Annotated in this window: 17 protein-coding genes and 4 tRNA genes; 11 read left to right on the plus strand and 10 right to left on the minus strand. The window is 55.2% G+C overall.

Annotated features, from left to right (window positions below; all coding sequences use genetic code 11):
- Positions 1-20 precede the first annotated feature (20 nt).
- The 11 genes from csrA to ACMYSP_RS17940 all read left to right on the plus strand — a co-directional run bounded on the left by csrA (position 21) and on the right by ACMYSP_RS17940 (position 6,231).
- Positions 21-206 (plus strand): carbon storage regulator CsrA, encoded by a 186-nt coding sequence (gene csrA / locus ACMYSP_RS17890; protein ID WP_000906486.1) that lies wholly within the window; start codon positions 21-23, stop codon positions 204-206.
- Between the two features lie 341 nt (positions 207-547).
- Positions 548-640: transfer RNA gene (locus tag ACMYSP_RS17895), tRNA-Ser, on the plus strand.
- A gap of 4 nt (positions 641-644) precedes the next feature.
- Positions 645-721 (plus strand) — tRNA-Arg (locus ACMYSP_RS17900).
- A gap of 95 nt (positions 722-816) precedes the next feature.
- Positions 817-893: transfer RNA gene (locus ACMYSP_RS17905), tRNA-Arg, on the plus strand.
- Positions 894-1,119: 226 nt separating this feature from the next.
- Positions 1,120-1,196, plus strand: a tRNA-Arg gene (locus ACMYSP_RS17910).
- A gap of 365 nt (positions 1,197-1,561) precedes the next feature.
- Positions 1,562-1,876 (plus strand): BON domain-containing protein, encoded by a 315-nt coding sequence (locus ACMYSP_RS17915; RefSeq protein ID WP_434583384.1) that lies wholly within the window; start codon positions 1,562-1,564, stop codon positions 1,874-1,876.
- A 120-nt stretch (positions 1,877-1,996) separates the two neighbouring features.
- The gene (gene yqaB, locus ACMYSP_RS17920) at positions 1,997-2,563 is read left to right on the plus strand and encodes a fructose-1-phosphate/6-phosphogluconate phosphatase (RefSeq protein ID WP_434583385.1); all 567 of its coding nucleotides are present in this window, start codon (positions 1,997-1,999) and stop codon (positions 2,561-2,563) included.
- The gene (locus tag ACMYSP_RS17925) at positions 2,560-2,988 is read left to right on the plus strand and encodes a YqaA family protein (RefSeq protein ID WP_434583386.1); all 429 of its coding nucleotides are present in this window, start codon (positions 2,560-2,562) and stop codon (positions 2,986-2,988) included. The genes yqaB and ACMYSP_RS17925 overlap by 4 nt, the downstream gene beginning before the upstream one ends.
- A 187-nt stretch (positions 2,989-3,175) precedes the next feature.
- Positions 3,176-4,732, plus strand: coding sequence for a glutamate--cysteine ligase (gene gshA, locus ACMYSP_RS17930; RefSeq protein ID WP_434583387.1), 1,557 nt, complete (start codon positions 3,176-3,178; stop codon positions 4,730-4,732).
- A gap of 163 nt (positions 4,733-4,895) precedes the next feature.
- A complete protein-coding gene (gene luxS, locus ACMYSP_RS17935; protein ID WP_434583388.1) occupies positions 4,896-5,411 on the plus strand; it encodes an S-ribosylhomocysteine lyase in 516 nt (171 codons plus the stop codon).
- A 52-nt stretch (positions 5,412-5,463) separates the two neighbouring features.
- Positions 5,464-6,231: an AraC family transcriptional regulator gene (locus ACMYSP_RS17940; protein ID WP_434583389.1), complete on the plus strand. Its 768-nt coding sequence runs from the start codon at positions 5,464-5,466 to the stop codon at positions 6,229-6,231.
- Here ACMYSP_RS17940 and leuA read toward each other — a convergent pair.
- The 10 genes from leuA to nrdF all read right to left on the minus strand — a co-directional run bounded on the left by leuA (position 6,210) and on the right by nrdF (position 17,555).
- Entirely contained in the window at positions 6,210-7,886 is a 1,677-nt protein-coding gene (gene leuA / locus ACMYSP_RS17945) for a 2-isopropylmalate synthase (protein ID WP_434583390.1), read from the minus strand. The two genes, ACMYSP_RS17940 and leuA, sit on opposite strands and share 22 nt — an antisense overlap.
- Before the next feature lie 156 nt (positions 7,887-8,042).
- Positions 8,043-9,581, minus strand: a complete 1,539-nt coding sequence (gene emrB, locus ACMYSP_RS17950) for a multidrug efflux MFS transporter permease subunit EmrB (RefSeq protein WP_434583391.1) — start codon at positions 9,579-9,581, stop codon at positions 8,043-8,045.
- A 15-nt stretch (positions 9,582-9,596) separates the two neighbouring features.
- Entirely contained in the window at positions 9,597-10,769 is a 1,173-nt protein-coding gene (gene emrA, locus ACMYSP_RS17955; protein ID WP_434583392.1) for a multidrug efflux MFS transporter periplasmic adaptor subunit EmrA, read from the minus strand.
- Between the two features lie 130 nt (positions 10,770-10,899).
- A complete protein-coding gene (mprA, locus tag ACMYSP_RS17960; protein ID WP_041146855.1) occupies positions 10,900-11,430 on the minus strand; it encodes a transcriptional repressor MprA in 531 nt (176 codons plus the stop codon).
- 90 nt (positions 11,431-11,520) lie between these two features.
- Positions 11,521-11,856, minus strand: a complete 336-nt coding sequence (gene ygaH, locus ACMYSP_RS17965) for an L-valine transporter subunit YgaH (RefSeq protein WP_434583393.1) — start codon at positions 11,854-11,856, stop codon at positions 11,521-11,523.
- Positions 11,846-12,592: an AzlC family ABC transporter permease gene (locus ACMYSP_RS17970; RefSeq protein WP_434583395.1), complete on the minus strand. Its 747-nt coding sequence runs from the start codon at positions 12,590-12,592 to the stop codon at positions 11,846-11,848. Before ACMYSP_RS17970 ends, ygaH begins: the two co-directional genes overlap by 11 nt.
- 319 nt (positions 12,593-12,911) lie before the next feature.
- Positions 12,912-13,910 (minus strand): glycine betaine/L-proline ABC transporter substrate-binding protein ProX, encoded by a 999-nt coding sequence (gene proX / locus ACMYSP_RS17975; protein WP_434583397.1) that lies wholly within the window; start codon positions 13,908-13,910, stop codon positions 12,912-12,914.
- A 68-nt stretch (positions 13,911-13,978) separates the two neighbouring features.
- The gene (gene proW, locus ACMYSP_RS17980; protein ID WP_123756817.1) at positions 13,979-15,043 is read right to left on the minus strand and encodes a glycine betaine/L-proline ABC transporter permease ProW; all 1,065 of its coding nucleotides are present in this window, start codon (positions 15,041-15,043) and stop codon (positions 13,979-13,981) included.
- The gene (gene proV / locus ACMYSP_RS17985; RefSeq protein ID WP_434583399.1) at positions 15,036-16,238 is read right to left on the minus strand and encodes a glycine betaine/L-proline ABC transporter ATP-binding protein ProV; all 1,203 of its coding nucleotides are present in this window, start codon (positions 16,236-16,238) and stop codon (positions 15,036-15,038) included. Before proV ends, proW begins: the two co-directional genes overlap by 8 nt.
- A gap of 354 nt (positions 16,239-16,592) precedes the next feature.
- Positions 16,593-17,555 carry a class 1b ribonucleoside-diphosphate reductase subunit beta gene (gene nrdF / locus ACMYSP_RS17990; RefSeq protein WP_434583401.1) on the minus strand — a complete coding sequence of 321 codons (963 nt, stop codon included), beginning with the start codon at positions 17,553-17,555 and terminating at the stop codon, positions 16,593-16,595.
- Between the last annotated feature and the right edge of the window lie 9 nt (positions 17,556-17,564).

Here is a 17,564-nt window from a genome sequence, read left to right on the forward strand (position 1 = left end):
AATCTTTCAAGGAGCAAAGAATGCTGATTCTGACTCGTCGAGTTGGTGAGACCCTCATGATTGGAGATGAGGTCACTGTGACAGTTTTAGGGGTTAAGGGTAACCAGGTACGTATTGGCGTTAATGCCCCTAAAGAAGTCTCTGTGCATCGTGAAGAGATCTACCAGCGTATCCAGGCTGAAAAATCCCAGCAGTCCAGTTACTAAGGTTTTCGCGCCTCGCGGTTCCGTGAGGCGCATCCCCATTAGGCTTTCGCTCTCTTTTCTTCTGTTTTTCTTCTCTGTTCTCTTTTCTGTCGTCACTTTTTTCGTTCACTGCCCATTATTCTCAACAGTTATCTTTTAGCATCAGCAAGGCGAACCCTCTGAATTCCTGTTGATAAAATACTCTTTTCGCCGTTTTTGCAGTCTAATTGCGCGGTAAGTGTGCAAACGGAAAAAGCGTTCGAAAAATTGTTTGACTTATAAGTACCAGAAAGTAATATGTGCGCCAACGCAGCGACGAAGAGCGGAAACAAGTTCTTCGAAGCACTCGCAAGAGGCGTTGTGGTGAGGTGGCCGAGAGGCTGAAGGCGCTCCCCTGCTAAGGGAGTATGCGGTCAAAAGCTGCATCCGGGGTTCGAATCCCCGCCTCACCGCCATTTTGCATCCGTAGCTCAGCTGGATAGAGTACTCGGCTACGAACCGAGCGGTCGGAGGTTCGAATCCTCCCGGATGCACCATCTTCTTCGAAATAACAGCTTGTTTGTTGTTTCATGGTCTGCGAAATTATCGCCAGCACCAGAGAAGTTAATGTAGTAAAGAAGTTCTCCCTGATGCATCCGTAGCTCAGCTGGATAGAGTACTCGGCTACGAACCGAGCGGTCGGAGGTTCGAATCCTCCCGGATGCACCATATTCTCCTACGTCTTCAGCGATGAAGAAGTGGCTGGGGTAGCGGTAATAACCGTCTGCACCAGGGAGGATAACGTTGCTTTAGCAACGGCCCGTAGGGCGAACGCAGTGAGTCATCCTCCCGGATGCACCATCTTCTTCGAAATAACAGCTTGTTGTTGTTTCATGGTCTGCGAGATTATCGCCAGCACCAGAGAAGTTAATGTAGTAAAGAAGTTTCCCCTGATGCATCCGTAGCTCAGCTGGATAGAGTACTCGGCTACGAACCGAGCGGTCGGAGGTTCGAATCCTCCCGGATGCACCATCTTCTCCCGATTTACACCTGTACTGTCTCTTCATGGTCTGCAAAATTATCGCCAGCACCAGGGAGGATAACGTTGCTTTAGCAACGGCCCGTAGGGCGAACACAGTGAGTCATCCTCCCGGATGCACCATCTTCTCCCGATTTACACCTGTACTGTCGCTTCATGGTCTGCGAAATCATCGCCAGCACCGCCCAACCCCAAATCATTCATCCGTTCTCTGTTTGCCTTTTCTGGCTATCATCAGCACTGATTATCCTTCAAACTCCGTTTTAAATTTTTTTCATTGGCAAGTGACTCTTTCCTCTATAATTTACCTGAATATATCGACCTGATTTAGGTGAGATAAGTGCAAGGAGAGAAATCCATGAAATGGTTCAAAGCAATACCTGCGTTTTGCGCGACGCTTCTGGTAGCCGTATCGTTAGCCGGCTGTGCGGGATCGTCCACAAAGGAAAGTACCGGTGGCTATATCGACGATACCGTTGTGACAACGAAAGTCAAAACCGCATTGTTTAACGAAAAGGACATTAAGTCCTCTGAAATCAGCGTGCAGACCTTTAAGGGACGCGTTCAGCTGAGCGGCTTTGTCTCGTCAGCGAAAGATGCCAGTCGTGCGGTGGAAGTGACCCGTCGGGTGCAGGGCGTTCGTCTGGTTGAGAATGATTTAAAAGTCAAATAAGCCACGACATTGATACGATAAAGGTGCCTGGTGGCGCCTTTATGGCTTAAAGTGCCGGCCGCGACAACCTGCGCCTTTTGCGATAAAGTAACGTTTTCTTATCCGGTTTGTGAGAACACGATGTACGAACGTTACGCAGGACTGATCTTTGATATGGATGGCACCATCCTCGATACCGAACCAACGCATCGTAAAGCGTGGCACGAGGTGTTGGGCCGATATGGCATGCGTTTCGACGAGCAAGCGATGGTCGCACTCAACGGTTCTCCAACCTGGCGTATTGCGCAGGCGATTATCGAGTTGAACCGCGCGGATTTAGACCCTCATGAGCTGGCGCGGGAAAAAACCGACGCCGTGAAGAGCATGCTGCTGGACTGCGTGCGTCCCTTACCGCTGATCGAGGTGGTCAAGGCGTGGCACGGGCGTCGCCCAATGTCGGTGGGCACCGGCAGCGAAAGCGCTGTCGCAGAGGCACTGCTGGCGCATCTCGGCCTGCGTCACTATTTTTCGGCGGTTGTTGCCGCCGACCATGTCGAACATCATAAACCCGCCCCTGATACCTTCCTGCTGTGCGCTGAACGCATGGGCGTGGCGCCGGAAAAATGCGTTGTGTTTGAAGATGCGGACTTTGGTCTGCAGGCGGCGAAGCGCGCGGGGATGGATGTTGTGGACGTGCGTTTGCTGTGAGCGACGTGCTGTCGCTAGCCTCGTTGTTTGCCAGTAGCTTTTTGAGCGCGACATTACTCCCCGGCAACTCAGAAGTGGTGCTGATTGCTATGCTACTTACGGGAGCAAGTCAACCGTGGGCTCTGGTTTTAATAGCAACAATCGGCAATAGCCTTGGAGGGGTAACTAACGTTATTCTGGGGCGCCTGTTTCCGCTGCGCAAAACATCGCGCTGGCAGGAAAAAGCGACCGGCTGGCTAAAGCGCTACGGCGCGGTCACATTATTATTAAGCTGGGCACCGGTTATCGGTGATTTACTGTGTCTGCTGGCGGGATGGATGCGCATCTCGTGGGGACCGGTACTTTTTTTCTTATGCCTTGGTAAAGCGTTACGCTACATCGTCATTGCGGTGGTAACGCTTCAGGGTATGACGTGGTGGCACTAATTGTGGAACTAAGACTATCCCGGCAGGCCATTTTACTGGCTATGTTGTCGCGCTGCTAAGCCCGACACCACCAGACTTCGGCATTCGCATGCGAACTGGCGGTAACAATAATATCTTCTGGGATAGCCTGTATGGTCACCATTACAATTATGCTTATTCAAACGATTTCGACAGGCGGGAGGTCAAATTGATCCCGGACGTATCACAGGCGCTGGCCTGGCTGGAAAAAAATCCACAGGCCCTGCAGGGTATTCAACGTGGTCTTGAGCGCGAAACGCTGCGCGTCAATGCCGATGGTTCACTGGCAACCACCGGTCACCCTCAGGCACTGGGCTCGGCGCTGACCCATAAATGGATTACCACCGATTTTGCCGAAGCGTTGCTGGAATTTATTACGCCAGTTGATGGCGACATTCAGCACATGCTTACCTTTATGCGCGATGTGCATCGCTACACCGCACGCCACATCGGCGATGAGCGGATGTGGCCGCTGAGCATGCCTTGCTATATTGCCCCAGGGCAGGATATCGAACTGGCGCAGTACGGTACTTCGAATATTGGCCGTCTGAAAACGCTGTATCGCGAAGGGCTGAAAAACCGCTATGGGGCGCTGATGCAAACCATCTCCGGCGTCCATTATAACTTCTCGCTGCCGATGGCATTCTGGCAGGCGAAGTGCGGCGTTGAGGATGCGGAAAGTGGCAAAGAGGCAATCTCTGCGGGCTATTTCCGTTCTATCCGTAACTACTACCGCTTCGGCTGGGTGATTCCGTATCTGTTCGGCGCATCGCCGGCTATCTGCTCTTCATTCCTGCAGGGCAAACCGACGACGCTGCCGTTTGAGGAAGCGAAGAACGGTATGTACTACTTGCCGTACGCCACCTCGCTGCGTCTGAGTGACCTGGGTTATACCAATAAGTCGCAAAGCAATCTCGGTATTACGTTTAACGATCTACATGAGTATGTGGCAGGATTGAAGCGGGCGATTAAAACGCCGTCGGAAGAGTATGCCCGGATTGGCCTCGAGAAAGACGGTAAACACCTGCAAATCAACAGTAATATTCTGCAGATTGAGAACGAGCTGTACGCGCCAATTCGTCCGAAGCGGGTCACCCGCAGCGGCGAAACGCCATCTGATGCCCTGCTGCGCGGTGGCATTGAATATATCGAAGTGCGTTCGCTCGATATTAACCCGTTCTCACCGATTGGCGTCGATGAGCAGCAGGTACGTTTCCTCGATCTGTTTATGGTCTGGTGCGTACTGGCCGATGCGCCAGAAATGAGCAGCGATGAGCTGCTGTGCACGCGTACTAACTGGAATCGCGTGATTCTGGAAGGGCGTAAACCGGGTCTGACGTTAGGCATCGGCTGTGAAAGCGCACAGTTCCCGCTGGCTAAAGTGGGTAAAGACCTGTTCCGCGATTTGCGTCGCGTCGCGCAGACCTTAGATAGCATTCACGGTGGTGAAGCCTATCAGCAGGTGTGCGATGAGCTGGTTGCCAGCTTCGACGATCCGGAATTAACTTTCTCAGCACGCGTCCTGCGTTCTATGCTTGAAGAAGGGATTGGCGGCACCGGTCGGGCGCTGGCCGATCAATACCGGACGATGCTGCGTGAAGAGCCGCTGGAAATTTTACGTGAAGAGGATTTTATCACTGAACGTGAAGCTTCGGTGGTACGTCAGCAGAAGATGGAAGCGGAAGAGAGTGAGCCGTTTTCAGCGCTGTTAGCACGACACGCGTAGCAAAAAGCAGTACAAAAGAAAAAGGCCACATCAATGTGGCCAAACTTTCATCTCTGATTCAGGGATGATGATGATAATAAATGCGCGTCTTTCATATACTCAGACTTGCGGGTGTACAAAGAGTTCATTTTATTTTTAAAAAAATCACTATCGGAGGTGAAGAATGCCGTTGTTAGATAGTTTCACAGTCGACCATACCCGCATGGAAGCACCGGCGGTGCGCGTTGCGAAGAAAATGAACACGCCACACGGCGATGAAATTACCGTTTTCGACCTGCGTTTCTGCGTGCCAAACCAGGAAGTTATGCCGGAAAGAGGGATCCATACGCTTGAGCACCTGTTTGCAGGCTTCATGCGCGATCACCTGAACGGCAATGGTGTGGAAATTATCGATATCTCTCCGATGGGCTGCCGCACCGGCTTTTATATGAGCCTGATCGGTACGCCAGACGAGCAGCGCGTAGCGGATGCCTGGAAAGCAGCGATGGCCGACGTGCTGAAAGTTAAAGAGCAGAAGCAAATTCCTGAACTGAACGTTTACCAGTGCGGCACCTATACCATGCACTCGCTGGAAGAAGCTCAGGAGATTGCACGTCATATCATCGAGCGCGACGTGCGCATCAACAGCAACGATGAGCTGGCTCTGCCAAAAGAAACACTGCAAGAACTGCATATCTAGTGCTTCTGTGTCGGTCCGGCGTTCTTCGTCGGGCCGCTATTCCTGCGCCGCCATGTCGACGACCTCAACCTTCTCTTTTCAGCACCGCGCCCTGGTGCCATTTGCCCATGATTATGCCCACGGCGATAGCGAACCGTGGCATCAGCATGACTGCGCGCAACTGCTGCATATACTCTGCGGCGTGGTGCGGGTCGATACGCCGGTGGGCTACTGGGTTGTACCACCCGGACGCGGCGTCTGGCTGCCGGCGGGGACGCCCCACGCGCTGCGGATCACCGGTAAAGTTGCGGCCCGTACGCTGTTTATCGATCCCCTGGCGCGAGCCGATCTCCCGTCCACCTGTCAGATCGTGCAGATCACTCCGCTGCTGCGCGAACTGATCGTCAGTTCGCTGGCGCTGGGCGAACGTTACGATCCCGGTAGCCGTGACGAACGCATCTATGAATTAATTCTCGATGAGATCCGCGGCATGACGATACTGCCGTTTGGCCTCGTGGAGCCTCAGAGCGAGGCCCTGCGCCGTTTATGCCAGAAGGTCCGTGAGATGCCGGGGGAGGCCTGGAGCAGCCAGCAGGCGGCGAAAGAGAGCAATATGAGCGAACGGACGCTGAACCGCCACTTTCAGCAGCAGACCACGCTGACCTGGAGTGAATGGGTGCGCCGGGCGAAGCTGATGGAAGCGCTGGTTCGCCTGGCGCAGGGGCAGTCGGTGTTACGCGTGGCGCTGGATCTGGGCTATGGCAGCCACAGCGCCTTCAGCGCCATGTTTCGTCGGGTGATGGGCGTCGCCCCCAGCGACTATTTCCGCCCGCCAGCGTGATCGCCTGCGCTGAGCGCATTGCACAACGCCTGTAGTGAGGCGCGCGCTACATCATTATCGATGCCCACGCCCCAGCAACTGACGCCGTTGGGGAAGATGCAGCGGATATAGGCCACCGAACGGCTGTCGCTGCGTTCGCCGAGGGTATGCTCATGGTAATCCTTGATCACAAACGGTTGCTTCAGCAACGCGCTGAGGCCGCTGGCGGCGGCAGAGAGCAGGCCGTTGCCGCGTCCCTGAAGCCGTCGCGTCTCGCCATTGACCCGCAGCGTAGCCTGTAAGGAAAGCTGGCCGTCCTGCTGGCTGTCGCTTTGATAGTCCAGCAGCATCAACGGCGATCCCTCGAGCAGCCCATAGCGGGAGCGGAACAGCTGCCACAACGCATTCTGGGTCATCTCTTTACCGTGGCTATCGGTTTCCTGCTGTACGTGGAGGCTGAAATCTTGCTGTAACGCCCGGGGCAGCTTCAGCCCGTGATTTTGTTCGATTAGCCAGGCGCTGCCGCTCTTGCCGGACTGGCTGTTGACGCGGATGACCGCTTCATAGCTGCAGCCGATGTCCTGCGGATCGACGGGCAGGTAGGGCATTTCCCAGTGCTCGCCGGGTTTACGGGCATCAAATCCTTTCTTAATAGCGTCCTGATGTGAACCGGAGAAGGCGGTGTAGGCGAGACTGCCGGCCCAGGGATGGCGCGGATGCACCGGCAGCTGATTACAATGTTCCACCACTTCCACCACCCGGTTCATCTCCGGGAAAGTCAGCTGCGGGGCAATACCCTGGCTGTAGAGATTCATCGCCAGGGTGACCAGGCAGACGTTGCCGGTGCGCTCGCCGTTACCGAACAGACAACCTTCAACGCGGTCGGCGCCGGCCATCACCGCCAGCTCGGCGCTGGCAACGCCGGTTCCGCGATCGTTATGAGGATGAACGCTGATACAAACCTCGGCGCGACGGGAGAAGTGGCGGCAGAAATACTCGATCTGGTCGGCGTAAACGTTCGGGGTATTGACCTCGACGGTGGCGGGCAGGTTGATGATCATCGGCCGTTCCGCGCAGGGCTGCCAGATGTCCGCCACCGCTTCGCAGATCTCCAGCGCAAACTCCGCTTCGGTAAAGCAGAAGGTTTCCGGCGAATACTCATATTGCCAGCGGGTGTCCGGCTGCGCTTCGCACTGCTCACGAATCAGGCGGGTGGCGCGGGTGGCGAGGGCCACCACCTGCGCTTTATCCATGCCAAATACCAGCTTGCGAAACAGCGGCGCGGTGGCGTTATACAGATGGACGGTAGCGCGATGGGCGCCGCGCAGTGATTCAAAGGTTCGCAGGATCAGATCTTCCCGCGCCTGGGTCAGGACCTGAATGGTGACATCCTGCGGAATACGCTGTTCGTCGATCAGCTGGCGGACAAAGTTGAAATCGGTCTGTGAGGCCGACGGAAATGCCACTTCAATCTCTTTAAATCCGCACTCCAGCAGCAGGTTCCAGAACTGCAGCTTGCGGGCGCCGTCCATCGGTTCGGCCAGCGCCTGGTTGCCATCGCGCAGATCGGTGGACAGCCAGCGCGGCGCGCGGGTAATCGTGTTGTCCGGCCAGCGGCGGTCGGGCAAGGAAATTGGCGGCCAGGGACGATATTTTTCGCCAGGGTTTGTCAGCATGATGCTCTCCTTGTGTTGGATCTTCATCCTGCAGAAACGTAAAGCGGGGCGCTTTATCAAAGCGGACAGAAACTAGCGAGAACTGGACAATGTGACCTTATGGCACGCCATAAAAAAAGGGATCCGCAGATCCCTTTTGATAACTGATGTTGGTCGCTAGTGCGCGCCACCGCCGCCGCCGCCGGCGCTAAACGGTGGTTTCGCAAACCACACCAGACCGAGCAGGAGGATAAAGATCGCCGCCGAGAACCAGAAAATTTCGTTGGCGGAAATAATCAGCCCCTGGTTGGTGATCTGCTGGGCTATCCAGCCGGATGCCTGCTGTTGGGTCAGCCCGAGTCCCTGCAGCTGATCGTACATCTGCTGGGCGTTGGGGTTATATGGCGTCACCGATTCAGTGAGCTGCGCATGGTGCAGCGCCTCGCGGTTGGTCCACATGGTGGTGGTGATCGACGTCCCGATTGACCCCGCCAGCGTACGGGTGAAGTTCGACAGACTCGATGCCGCCGCCAGTCGCTCCGGCGGCAGGCCGGACAACGTGATGGTGGTCAGTGGCATAAAGAAGCAGGCCACCGCAAAGCCCTGGATAAACTGCGGCCAGGCCGATGCGCCGAAGTCCATACCGGGCTCGAAGGTCCACGCGCGCCAGTAGAAGCAGACCGCATACATGATAAAGCTGAAGGTTACCAGTCGGCGCATATCAAGCTTATGGGCGAAACGGCCGATAATCGGCGACAGGATCACCGGGATAATCCCCACCGGCGCGGAGGCCAGCCCTGCCCAGGTGGCGGTATAACCGTAGACCTCCTGCAGCAGCTGCGGCAGCAGCACGATGGCGCCGAAGTAAAGCATGTAGGCGAGACTGATACACAGGCAGCCGATGGTGAAGTTCCGCGATTTAAAGAGCGAAAGATCCACTATCGGGTTGTCGTCGGTCAGCTCCCAGACAATCAGGAAGCTGATGGCGACCACCGCCACAATCGTCAGAATAATAATCTCGTTTGAGGCGAACCAGTCCAGCTCCTTGCCGCGGTCGAGCATCACCTGCAGGCTACCGATACCGATCACCAGCAGCGCCAGGCCTACGCCGTCAATCCGCCGCTGTTCGGTTCGGGTTTCGCGGCTACGCAGCGTCTGTAGCGTCATGATGACCACCGCGACGCCAATCGGGACGTTGATAAAGAATATCCAGCCCCAGTGGTAGTTATCGCTGATGTAGCCACCGAGAATCGGCCCGCAGATTGGTGCGACGATCACCGTCATCGACCACAGCGCCAGCGCAATAGAGCGTTTTGCTGGTGGGTAGTTGCTGAGCAGCAGACTTTGCGAAAGCGGAATCAACGGACCGGCGACGATCCCCTGAATGACGCGGAAGAAAATCAGCATCGACAGGCTGTTGGACATCCCGCAGGCCCAGGAGGCGATGGCAAATGCCACCGTAGACCACATGAACAGCTTCACTTCCCCGACGCGCTTTGCCAGCCAGCCGGTGATCGGAATGGAGATAGCGTTCGCCACCCCGAACGAGGTAATCACCCAGGTTCCCTGACTCAACGATGAACCAAGGTTGCCGGCAATGGTTGGAATAGCCACGTTGGCGATGGTGGAGTCCAGCACCTGCATGAAAGTCGCAAGCGACAGCGCAATGGTCATGATGACCAGTTGCGCGCCTTCCAGCGGTTTTTGCTGTTGCATTACGCTCACCCCGAATTATCCCGCGTTCGCCTGGATGATACCGTCGATCAGTTTGTTCACCGGCGCCAGACCGATTTCACGGGCGTTACTTTCATAAACCGGGGATTTACGGGTCTGGTTCGATAACATTTCGCCGCCACGGTCGGTGGTGTTCACTTCAACCAGCGTGGAGAGACCAATGCGCAGCGGGTGTTCCGCCAGCTGTTTGGCATCCAGCTCGATACGTACCGGCAGACGCTGGACGACTTTGATCCAGTTCCCGGTGGCGTTCTGTGCTGGCAGCAGTGAGAACGCGCTACCGGTCCCCATATCCAGCCCTACAACCTTACCGGTGTATTTCACGTCGTCACCATAGATGTCGCTGATGACGGTAGCTTCCTGGCCGATGCGCATGTGCGCCAGCTGGGTCTCTTTAAAGTTAGCGTCGATCCACAGATTGGTCGCAGGTACCACGGCCATCAGCGGCGTGGTCGGGCTGATTTGCGCCCCTGGCTGTACGGAGCGACGAGAAACATAGCCGCTGATCGGGCTGACGATCTGTGTACGTTGCAGCGCAAGCCAGGCGTTACGGACGTCAGTTGCTGCCTGGAGAACCGCAGGCTGCTGTTCCAGGCGGGTGCCCAGTACGATGGCCTGGTTGGCATTGAATTGCTGGATAGCGACGTCCAGTTCAGCTTGTGCGCTGGCGACGGTATCGCGGGAGTGCTGCAGCTCTTCACGGCCAATCAGGTTGGCGGCGCCCAGTGGGATTCGACGGTTAAGGTCAGCCTGTGCCTGAGACAGCGCGGTTTTCTTAACGTCGATACTGGCCTGTAGCTGCTTGCTGTTGATCATCTGTTGGCGAGTCTGACGCACGCTGGCGGCCAGCTGAGTTTGCGCTTTTTCAAAGGCTTGTTGGGCGTCGGTCTGGTCAAGGGTGACCAGGGTATCGCCTTTTTGCACGAAATCGGTGTTATCGGCCCAGACTTTGGTCACGCTGCCGGACACCTGCGCCATGATTTGAACCTGGTTCCCTGCCACGTATGCGTCATCGGTTTCTTCATAATGACGCAGTACTAAAAACCAATAAATCCCGTATGCCACGGCAACAATAATAAAGAGCAATGTCAGCAATAAAAGGGCACCTTTGCGCTTGCCTTTCTTGCTGTTCGGTTGCTGCGGGATTGGGCTCTCCGCATTTGCGCTCATGTTATTCTCCACGATCTTATTATTTCACATCGGCTGAGCCGACCTGTTTATCAGAAAGGCCAGCAGATAATCTGCTGGCCTGTCTGTTTTTCCTTGTCAATCCAGAAAAATTTTTGAGCGGTTCCCGCGCTTAGCGCAGTGACTCCGCAAGCACGCCATCCTCTTCCATCTGGTCAAGGCGACCTAACAGTTTGCGGGTGATGTGTTCGAGCTGATCTTTCTCGCTGGTGCTTAAAGAAGACCAGAGCTGATGCAGGCAGTTGTGCTGCGGCGGTAAGACTTCGCGTAAAAACTGGTGGCCTTTATCGGTCAGTTGCAGATGCAGGCAGCGGCGATCGTTATCGCTTTCGCGGCGTTCAATCCAGCCGCGTTTTTCCAGTTCATCGGCAATACGCGTGGCGTTGGTACGTGAAGAACCCAGAGCACAGCTCAGCTCGGAAGGCTGAATGCTGTGGTTTTCCTGAGACTCAAGGGTTATCAACGCCATAAATAATGTCTCGTTAATTCCCTGCGCTTTCAGCATCTTATTACGATTTTCCAGCAGCTTACCTTGCATGTGCATGCAGAGGCGAGTGAGTAAAATCTCCTGGAAGGGGAAATCTTCGTGGCGGCTGGCGCGGAACTTGAGCATTTGCTCAATGGGAGTAAACGAACTATCCATTAGGGTATGACCTCATTAATTACAGCCGATATAATAACTATTGTGACAAATAAATCAAATGAATTATTGACTAAAATTGATACGTTAAACTCAGATAAAAGTCGTGATTTTCCATGCTATTCCGTAGGCTAACGCGCTGAGCAGCGTTGGGAAAATGATGCTTCGCGTCTTCCAGAACGCCAGCCCCAGTACCGCAAATCCCACCAGGGTCGGCAACAGTCGCCGGGCGTCGCTGAGGATTTCCGGAACGCTGGAGACGACCAGTAGGGCGCAGATAGAGGCGATACCGATGGTATCGAGCAGGACGCTGACCGGGCCACGACGCGTAGGTCGCGCGTTATTCGCTCGCAGGCGTAAGGGCAGATAGCGAAACAGATAGTTCACACAGCCGACCACGATACCGATAATCAGGACGTTACTGTTCATCGGGCATCCCCTGAATACTGGCCTGAATCAGCGCGACCAGACAGCCGCAGACGATCCCGGCGAGAATTGCCGCCGGAATAGAAAACAGAATAATGCCGCCCATTGCCCCCACCAGCGCCGCCACTACGCTGAGGGACTGTTTGCGCTGGAAGGAGGCCAGCAGGAAGCTCAAAAATAGCGCCGGGAGCATAAAGCCGAGCGCCGCTTCTACCGCCGGATAACCGGCCAGCAGGCCGCTACCGGAGTAAGCCCCGAGCAGCGTGCCGAACACCCAGGATATCCAGGAGGTGAAGGCGATACCCAGCATCCAGTTTTCGCTCCAGCGGCGGTTGTCGCGTACCAGTTTCGCCGTGGCGGCGGCGAAGACCTCATCAGTCAGACCAAAGGCCCAGAGCGCGGTTTTTCGCTTATTTAGTGCACGGTGAATGCGGCTGCGCAGCGAGGGGCCGTACAGGACATGGCGCACATCCATCGCCATCACGGTGAGGGCGGCGACCCAGAGTGAACTGCCGGCGGCAATCATTGCGGTGATCACAAACTGGCTGGCGCCAGCATAGATAATGCAGGAAAAGAACAGGCTTTCCAGTGGCGTAAAGCCGAGTCGGGTGGCGTTCAAACCAAAGGCAAAGGCGACAGGAATATAGCTGATCACAATCGGCAGGCTGTCTTTAATCCCTTCAGAGAGCGTGGCTTCGCTGGCCGTGGAGGCGGGCGACACTGCGGCGGGTTTTTCCATTTAGCGTTATTTATTGATAACTCACGTGAATGTCACATGATTGAACAGGTCGGACTACCTTAGCAGAGAGCGGGATGCATTTATACCCTTCATCCTTCAAGTTGCCTGGGGGTTGGCGGCACCGGTATTCGGTTCATCCATGAGGCTTAGCCTTCGGGCCAGCGCAAGCGCTGTTCAAATCGGCTAATACCGATTTATGACGGCTTTGCCGCCTACAAGCCACTCGAATTATTTTGGGTTATACCTTGATGAGCCGGGGCAATAGCGTGGAGTGACGGCAGACCCGAAGCGCCTGCGGCGCTCCGGGTCTGTATCGTGATTACTTCTGCGCCGCCAGCGCTTCGTTCACCCAGCCGTCAAACTGCTGCTGGTGGGCTTTGATCCAACCGTCAACGTGACCCTGGATATCGGCTTCTGACGAGTGGCCTTCATGCATCATTGCGTTTTCGGCGTTAATGTCGGCAATTGGCAGCTTCATGATGCTGAACAGTTTCGCCGCCGCTGGGTTTTTCTCAGCCCAGGCTTTGTTGGCCACAATATGCATGGTGCTGACCGGGAAGCCGTAGTTGGCACCGTTCGCCAGCTTGGTGTCGATATTTTTCTGCACGCCCGGCAGGGAAGAGAACGGCACCTGCAGCCATACCACATCTTTACCCGGTTTCAGCACGTCGCTGACCCAGTACGGTGTCCAGGTGTAGTAGATGACCGGTTTCCCTTCTTTATAACGGGCGATGGTGTCGGCCATCATCGCCGCGTAGTTACCCTGATTGTGTACCACCGTCTTGCTCAGGCCATAGGCATCAATCTGGTGGTTGATAACCGCTTCGCAGCCCCAGCCTGGAGTACAGCCGGTGAGGTCGGCCTTACCGTCGCCGTTAGTATCAAACAGTTTGGCGATTTTCGGGTCTTTGAGCTGATCGATAGATTTGATGTGGTACTGCTCGGCGGTCTTTTTATCGATCAGGTAGCCCTGTGCTGCGCCGTTAACATATACGCCTTCGCGGTAGAAGCTTTTGTCACCGCCGGCGGCGGCGTACATGTCGTCATGCAGCGGCTGCCAGTTGACGGCGGTAAAGGTCGCGTCCCCGGAGGCAAGTGAGGTGTAGCCGACGTTATAGTCAACTTCGCTCGGCTTATCGACGGTGTAGCCCAGTTTTTCCAGCGCACGGCTGACTAACAGCGTCTGGAAGGTCTCTTCCGAAATGGTGCTCTGGATCGGTTTAACGGTGATGCCTTTCCCCGGCAGGTCGGCGGCCCAGGCGGCGCTGGTGGCAAGCAGAGTGGCAAGTGCGGTAGTAATAATCGTGTTATGTCGCATCGTTATTCCTTATTTAAAGAGAGGAAAACTGCAGGCCCGGCCGGCGTAATACGACCGGGCAAGAGAAGTTACTGACGGAAAGGACGGGTAATGAGCCCCAAAGGACCGGTCGCGTACCAGCGGCGGTTGCCCCGGCTACGGGAATCGCGGCCTACGGCCTGGGTCAGGCGGTCGAGAATAATCGCCAGAATAACGATCCCGACGCCGCCGACGCTCGCCAGCCCCATATCAAGACGACCGATACCGCGCAGTACCATTTGGCCCAGACCGCCCACGGCGATCATCGAGGCGATAACCACCATCGACAGCGCCAGCATCAGCGTCTGGTTTACCCCAGCCATAATGGTTGGCATCGCCAGCGGCAGCTGGACCTTGAACAACAGCTGGCGCGGGCTGGCACCAAAGGAGCGTGATGCTTCAATCAGGTCGGCAGGCACCTGGTTAATCCCGAGGATCGTCAAACGCACGATTGGCGGCAGGGCGAAGATAATGGTCACCACCACCCCAGGCACGTTGCCGATACCGAACAGCATGACAATCGGCACCAGGTAGACGAATGCCGGCGTGGTCTGCATGGCATCCAGCATGGGGCGGATAATTTTGGCCGCCCGTGGGCTGCGCGCCAGCCAGATCCCCAGGGGGAGTCCTATCAGCATACAGAACAGCAGGGCGGTCAGGACCAGCGCCAGCGTCACCATCGCCTGCGACCAGGCGCCGATAGCGCCAATCGCCACCAAGGAAATCAGCGTTGCCACGCCCATGCCGACGCTGGAGATTTGCCAGGCGATCAGGGCGAACAGCACGATGGCCACCGGTGCCGGCATCCCTAACAGCAGCTGCTGGAAGGCGCTGAGGATATAGTCCACCGGTACGCGGATGCCCTGGAATACCGGGCGGAAGTGGACCACGATCCAGTCAATCCCGTGAGTTACCCAGCTGTCGAGTGGGATCAGGGTGTGGTGGAACGGGTCCATTATATTAAAATGTTCCGGCTGCGGCGCGGGTGCGCTATTCAGCCAGTCTGCACCGCCACCATCGGTCGGTGCGGCTGCCGGCGTGCCCCAGGCATCGGCAGATTGTGCGGCGCTGTCCGCCGCCGGTGTGGTGTCCCACGGATTCGATTGATCAGCCATTGTTTGCCCCCTCGCGATCTAAAGCTTTCAGCAACATTCCTTTCGAAATAATGCCGATGTACTGTTGCCCTTCATCCACCACCGGGACCGCGCACGGTGCCTGGCCGACGTGGGAGAGCAGGTCGCTCAGCGACGTTTGTGCATCCACCGCCAGCGGGGATTCGAGTAACGCCGCCTCAATTCCCTGGCCTTCGCTCAATGCGGATTTCAGTGAATCGATAGAGACAATGCCGACAAACTTATTACCGCGTTCAATCACATAACCATATTCACGGTCCTGGTCCTGCAATAATTTCATTGCGGAGCGGGGACCAATGCCGGGCGTTTTACGAATTAAGCCAACGGGGCTACGACGTGCAATATCTTTGGCGCTAAATACCTGGCTAATATCGACGCCACGGAAGAAGGTTTTCACATAATCATTGGCAGGATTATTGAGAATTTCATCCGGGGTTCCGACCTGAATCACTTCACCATTTTGCATGATGGCAATACGATCGCCAATGCGCATAGCCTCATCAAGATCGTGGGAAATAAAGACCACGGTACGCTGATGTTTCGCCTGTAATTTTGTCAGCTCATCCTGCATTTCGGTACGAATTAATGGGTCGAGGGCCGAGAAGGCTTCATCCATTAATAATATATCGGGGTTGATAGCCAGGGCGCGGGCGAGACCAACGCGCTGGCGCATCCCGCCGGACAGTTCATCCGGATAGGCGTGAGCATAGTTTTCCAGACCGACCTGGCGCAGCGCCTCCAGGGCATTCTGCTGGCGTTGCTGGGTTGGAACCCCGGCCAGCTCCATGCCAAAGGCGGCATTGTCCAGAACCGTCATGTGCGGCATCAGCGCAAATGACTGAAATACCATAGCGATCTTTTTTCTGCGCACCTCGCGGAGTTCAGATTCTGAGATTTTGGCGATATCGACACCGTCAATCAGCACCTGTCCACGGGTAGGTTCAATCAGGCGATTGAGAAGGCGAACCATGGTGGATTTTCCTGAGCCGGAAAGCCCCATGATGACGAATATCTCGCCTTCTTCAATGGTCAGACTGGCGTCTTTTACGCCAAGCGAAAGTCCCGTTTTTTCCAGTAGTTGCTCTTTGGTAAATCCTTTTTCAATATATTTGAACGCTCGCTGTGGGTGCTCGCCAAATATCTTATAGAGATTCTTAATTTCTAATTTAATTGCCATGCAATAAAGAGTTTCCTGTTATTTGTATTATATCAATATAGTACCTGATGGAGATAATGACCTTTTTACACCCTAACATACTCAGATTCTGTGACAACCCTCAATGTCCCGCAGAGACTGAAATTGGGCAGGAGAAGTTCCGCGAATTCCCCGTGACATAAGGGCTGAGCGTTGATTCACAAAAGGTAATATTTTTTGATGATGGCTGGATAATAATTGGTGAACCAGTCGATTCCTGCGAATATTGCGGCAATGTTTCAGGCAAATATCACGTAGATTATTTTGTGTGATGAAAGGTAATTATGTGAAATAGATCACCAGGGAATAAACGCTAATTCCCTGGTGAAATAAGGGTTAAAAATCCCAATCGTCGTCGGCAGTTTCTTCGGTTTTTCCCATCACATAAGAGGAGCCGGAACCGGAGAAAAAGTCGTGGTTTTCATCGGCGTTTGGCGAAAGGGCCGCCAGAATCGCCGGGTTAACGGCGGCCATCTCCGCCGGGAATAATGCCTCATAGCCGAGGTTCATTAGCGCCTTATTGGCGTTGTAGCACAGGAAGGCATTCACCTCCTCGCCCCAGCCGCTGTCGGCGTACAGTTCCTGGGTATAGGCCAGCTCGTTTTCATACAAATCCATCAGCAGGTCGAGGGCGAACTGCTTCAGTTGCTCGCGGGTTTGCGCATCGACGCTCTCCAGCCCTTTTTGGTACTTATAGCCGATGTAATACCCGTGCACGGCCTCATCGCGAATAATTAAGCGAATCAGGTCGGCGGTATTGGTCATCTTACCGCGGCTGGAAAAGTACATCGGCAGCCAGAAACCGGAATAGAAGAGGAACGATTCGAGAAACACGCTGGCGATTTTTTTCTTCAGCGGGTTATCCGCCTGATAGTACTCCAGCATCAGGCGGGCTTTATGCTGAAGCGAGACGCTTTCTTCGCTCCAGGCATAGGCGGCGTCGACATCTTTGGTCTGGCATAAGGTCGAGAAAATCGAGCTATAGGAACGGGCATGTACCGCTTCCATAAAGCTGATGTTGGAAAGCACAGCCTCTTCATGCGGAGTGAGTGCATCCGCCATCAGCGCCGGCGCGCCGGTGGTGTTCTGAATCGTATCGAGCAGCGTCAGCCCGGTGAACACGCGAATGGTCAGCTGCTGCTCCACCGCCGTGAGCGTCTGCCAGGCGGGAATATCGTTGGACAAGGGCACCTTCTCCGGCAGCCAGAAGTTGCTGGTCAGGCGGTTCCACACCTCCAGGTCCTTATCGTCCTCAATGTTGTTCCAGTTAATGGCGCGAATACGCGATAAATGGGTCATCCTGTTCTC

It is taken from the genome of Klebsiella sp. R390, assembly GCF_051131745.1.
Taxonomy (GTDB): Bacteria; Pseudomonadota; Gammaproteobacteria; order Enterobacterales; family Enterobacteriaceae; genus Klebsiella.

Excerpts from the sequence above, each read along its gene's own strand:
- csrA (WP_000906486.1), top strand. The coding sequence starts at position 21 with ATGCTGATTCTGACTCGTCGAGTTGGTGAGACCCTCATGATTGGAGAT.
- ACMYSP_RS17915 (WP_434583384.1), top strand. The coding sequence starts at position 1,562 with ATGAAATGGTTCAAAGCAATACCTGCGTTTTGCGCGACGCTTCTGGTA.
- yqaB (WP_434583385.1), top strand. The coding sequence starts at position 1,997 with ATGTACGAACGTTACGCAGGACTGATCTTTGATATGGATGGCACCATC.
- luxS (WP_434583388.1), top strand. The coding sequence starts at position 4,896 with ATGCCGTTGTTAGATAGTTTCACAGTCGACCATACCCGCATGGAAGCA.
- ACMYSP_RS17940 (WP_434583389.1), top strand. The coding sequence starts at position 5,464 with ATGTCGACGACCTCAACCTTCTCTTTTCAGCACCGCGCCCTGGTGCCA.
- leuA (WP_434583390.1), bottom strand. The coding sequence starts at position 7,886 with ATGCTGACAAACCCTGGCGAAAAATATCGTCCCTGGCCGCCAATTTCC.
- emrB (WP_434583391.1), bottom strand. The coding sequence starts at position 9,581 with ATGCAACAGCAAAAACCGCTGGAAGGCGCGCAACTGGTCATCATGACC.
- emrA (WP_434583392.1), bottom strand. The coding sequence starts at position 10,769 with ATGAGCGCAAATGCGGAGAGCCCAATCCCGCAGCAACCGAACAGCAAG.
- mprA (WP_041146855.1), bottom strand. The coding sequence starts at position 11,430 with ATGGATAGTTCGTTTACTCCCATTGAGCAAATGCTCAAGTTCCGCGCC.
- ygaH (WP_434583393.1), bottom strand. The coding sequence starts at position 11,856 with ATGAACAGTAACGTCCTGATTATCGGTATCGTGGTCGGCTGTGTGAAC.
- ACMYSP_RS17970 (WP_434583395.1), bottom strand. The coding sequence starts at position 12,592 with ATGGAAAAACCCGCCGCAGTGTCGCCCGCCTCCACGGCCAGCGAAGCC.
- proX (WP_434583397.1), bottom strand. The coding sequence starts at position 13,910 with ATGCGACATAACACGATTATTACTACCGCACTTGCCACTCTGCTTGCC.
- proW (WP_123756817.1), bottom strand. The coding sequence starts at position 15,043 with ATGGCTGATCAATCGAATCCGTGGGACACCACACCGGCGGCGGACAGC.
- proV (WP_434583399.1), bottom strand. The coding sequence starts at position 16,238 with ATGGCAATTAAATTAGAAATTAAGAATCTCTATAAGATATTTGGCGAG.
- nrdF (WP_434583401.1), bottom strand. The coding sequence starts at position 17,555 with ATGACCCATTTATCGCGTATTCGCGCCATTAACTGGAACAACATTGAG.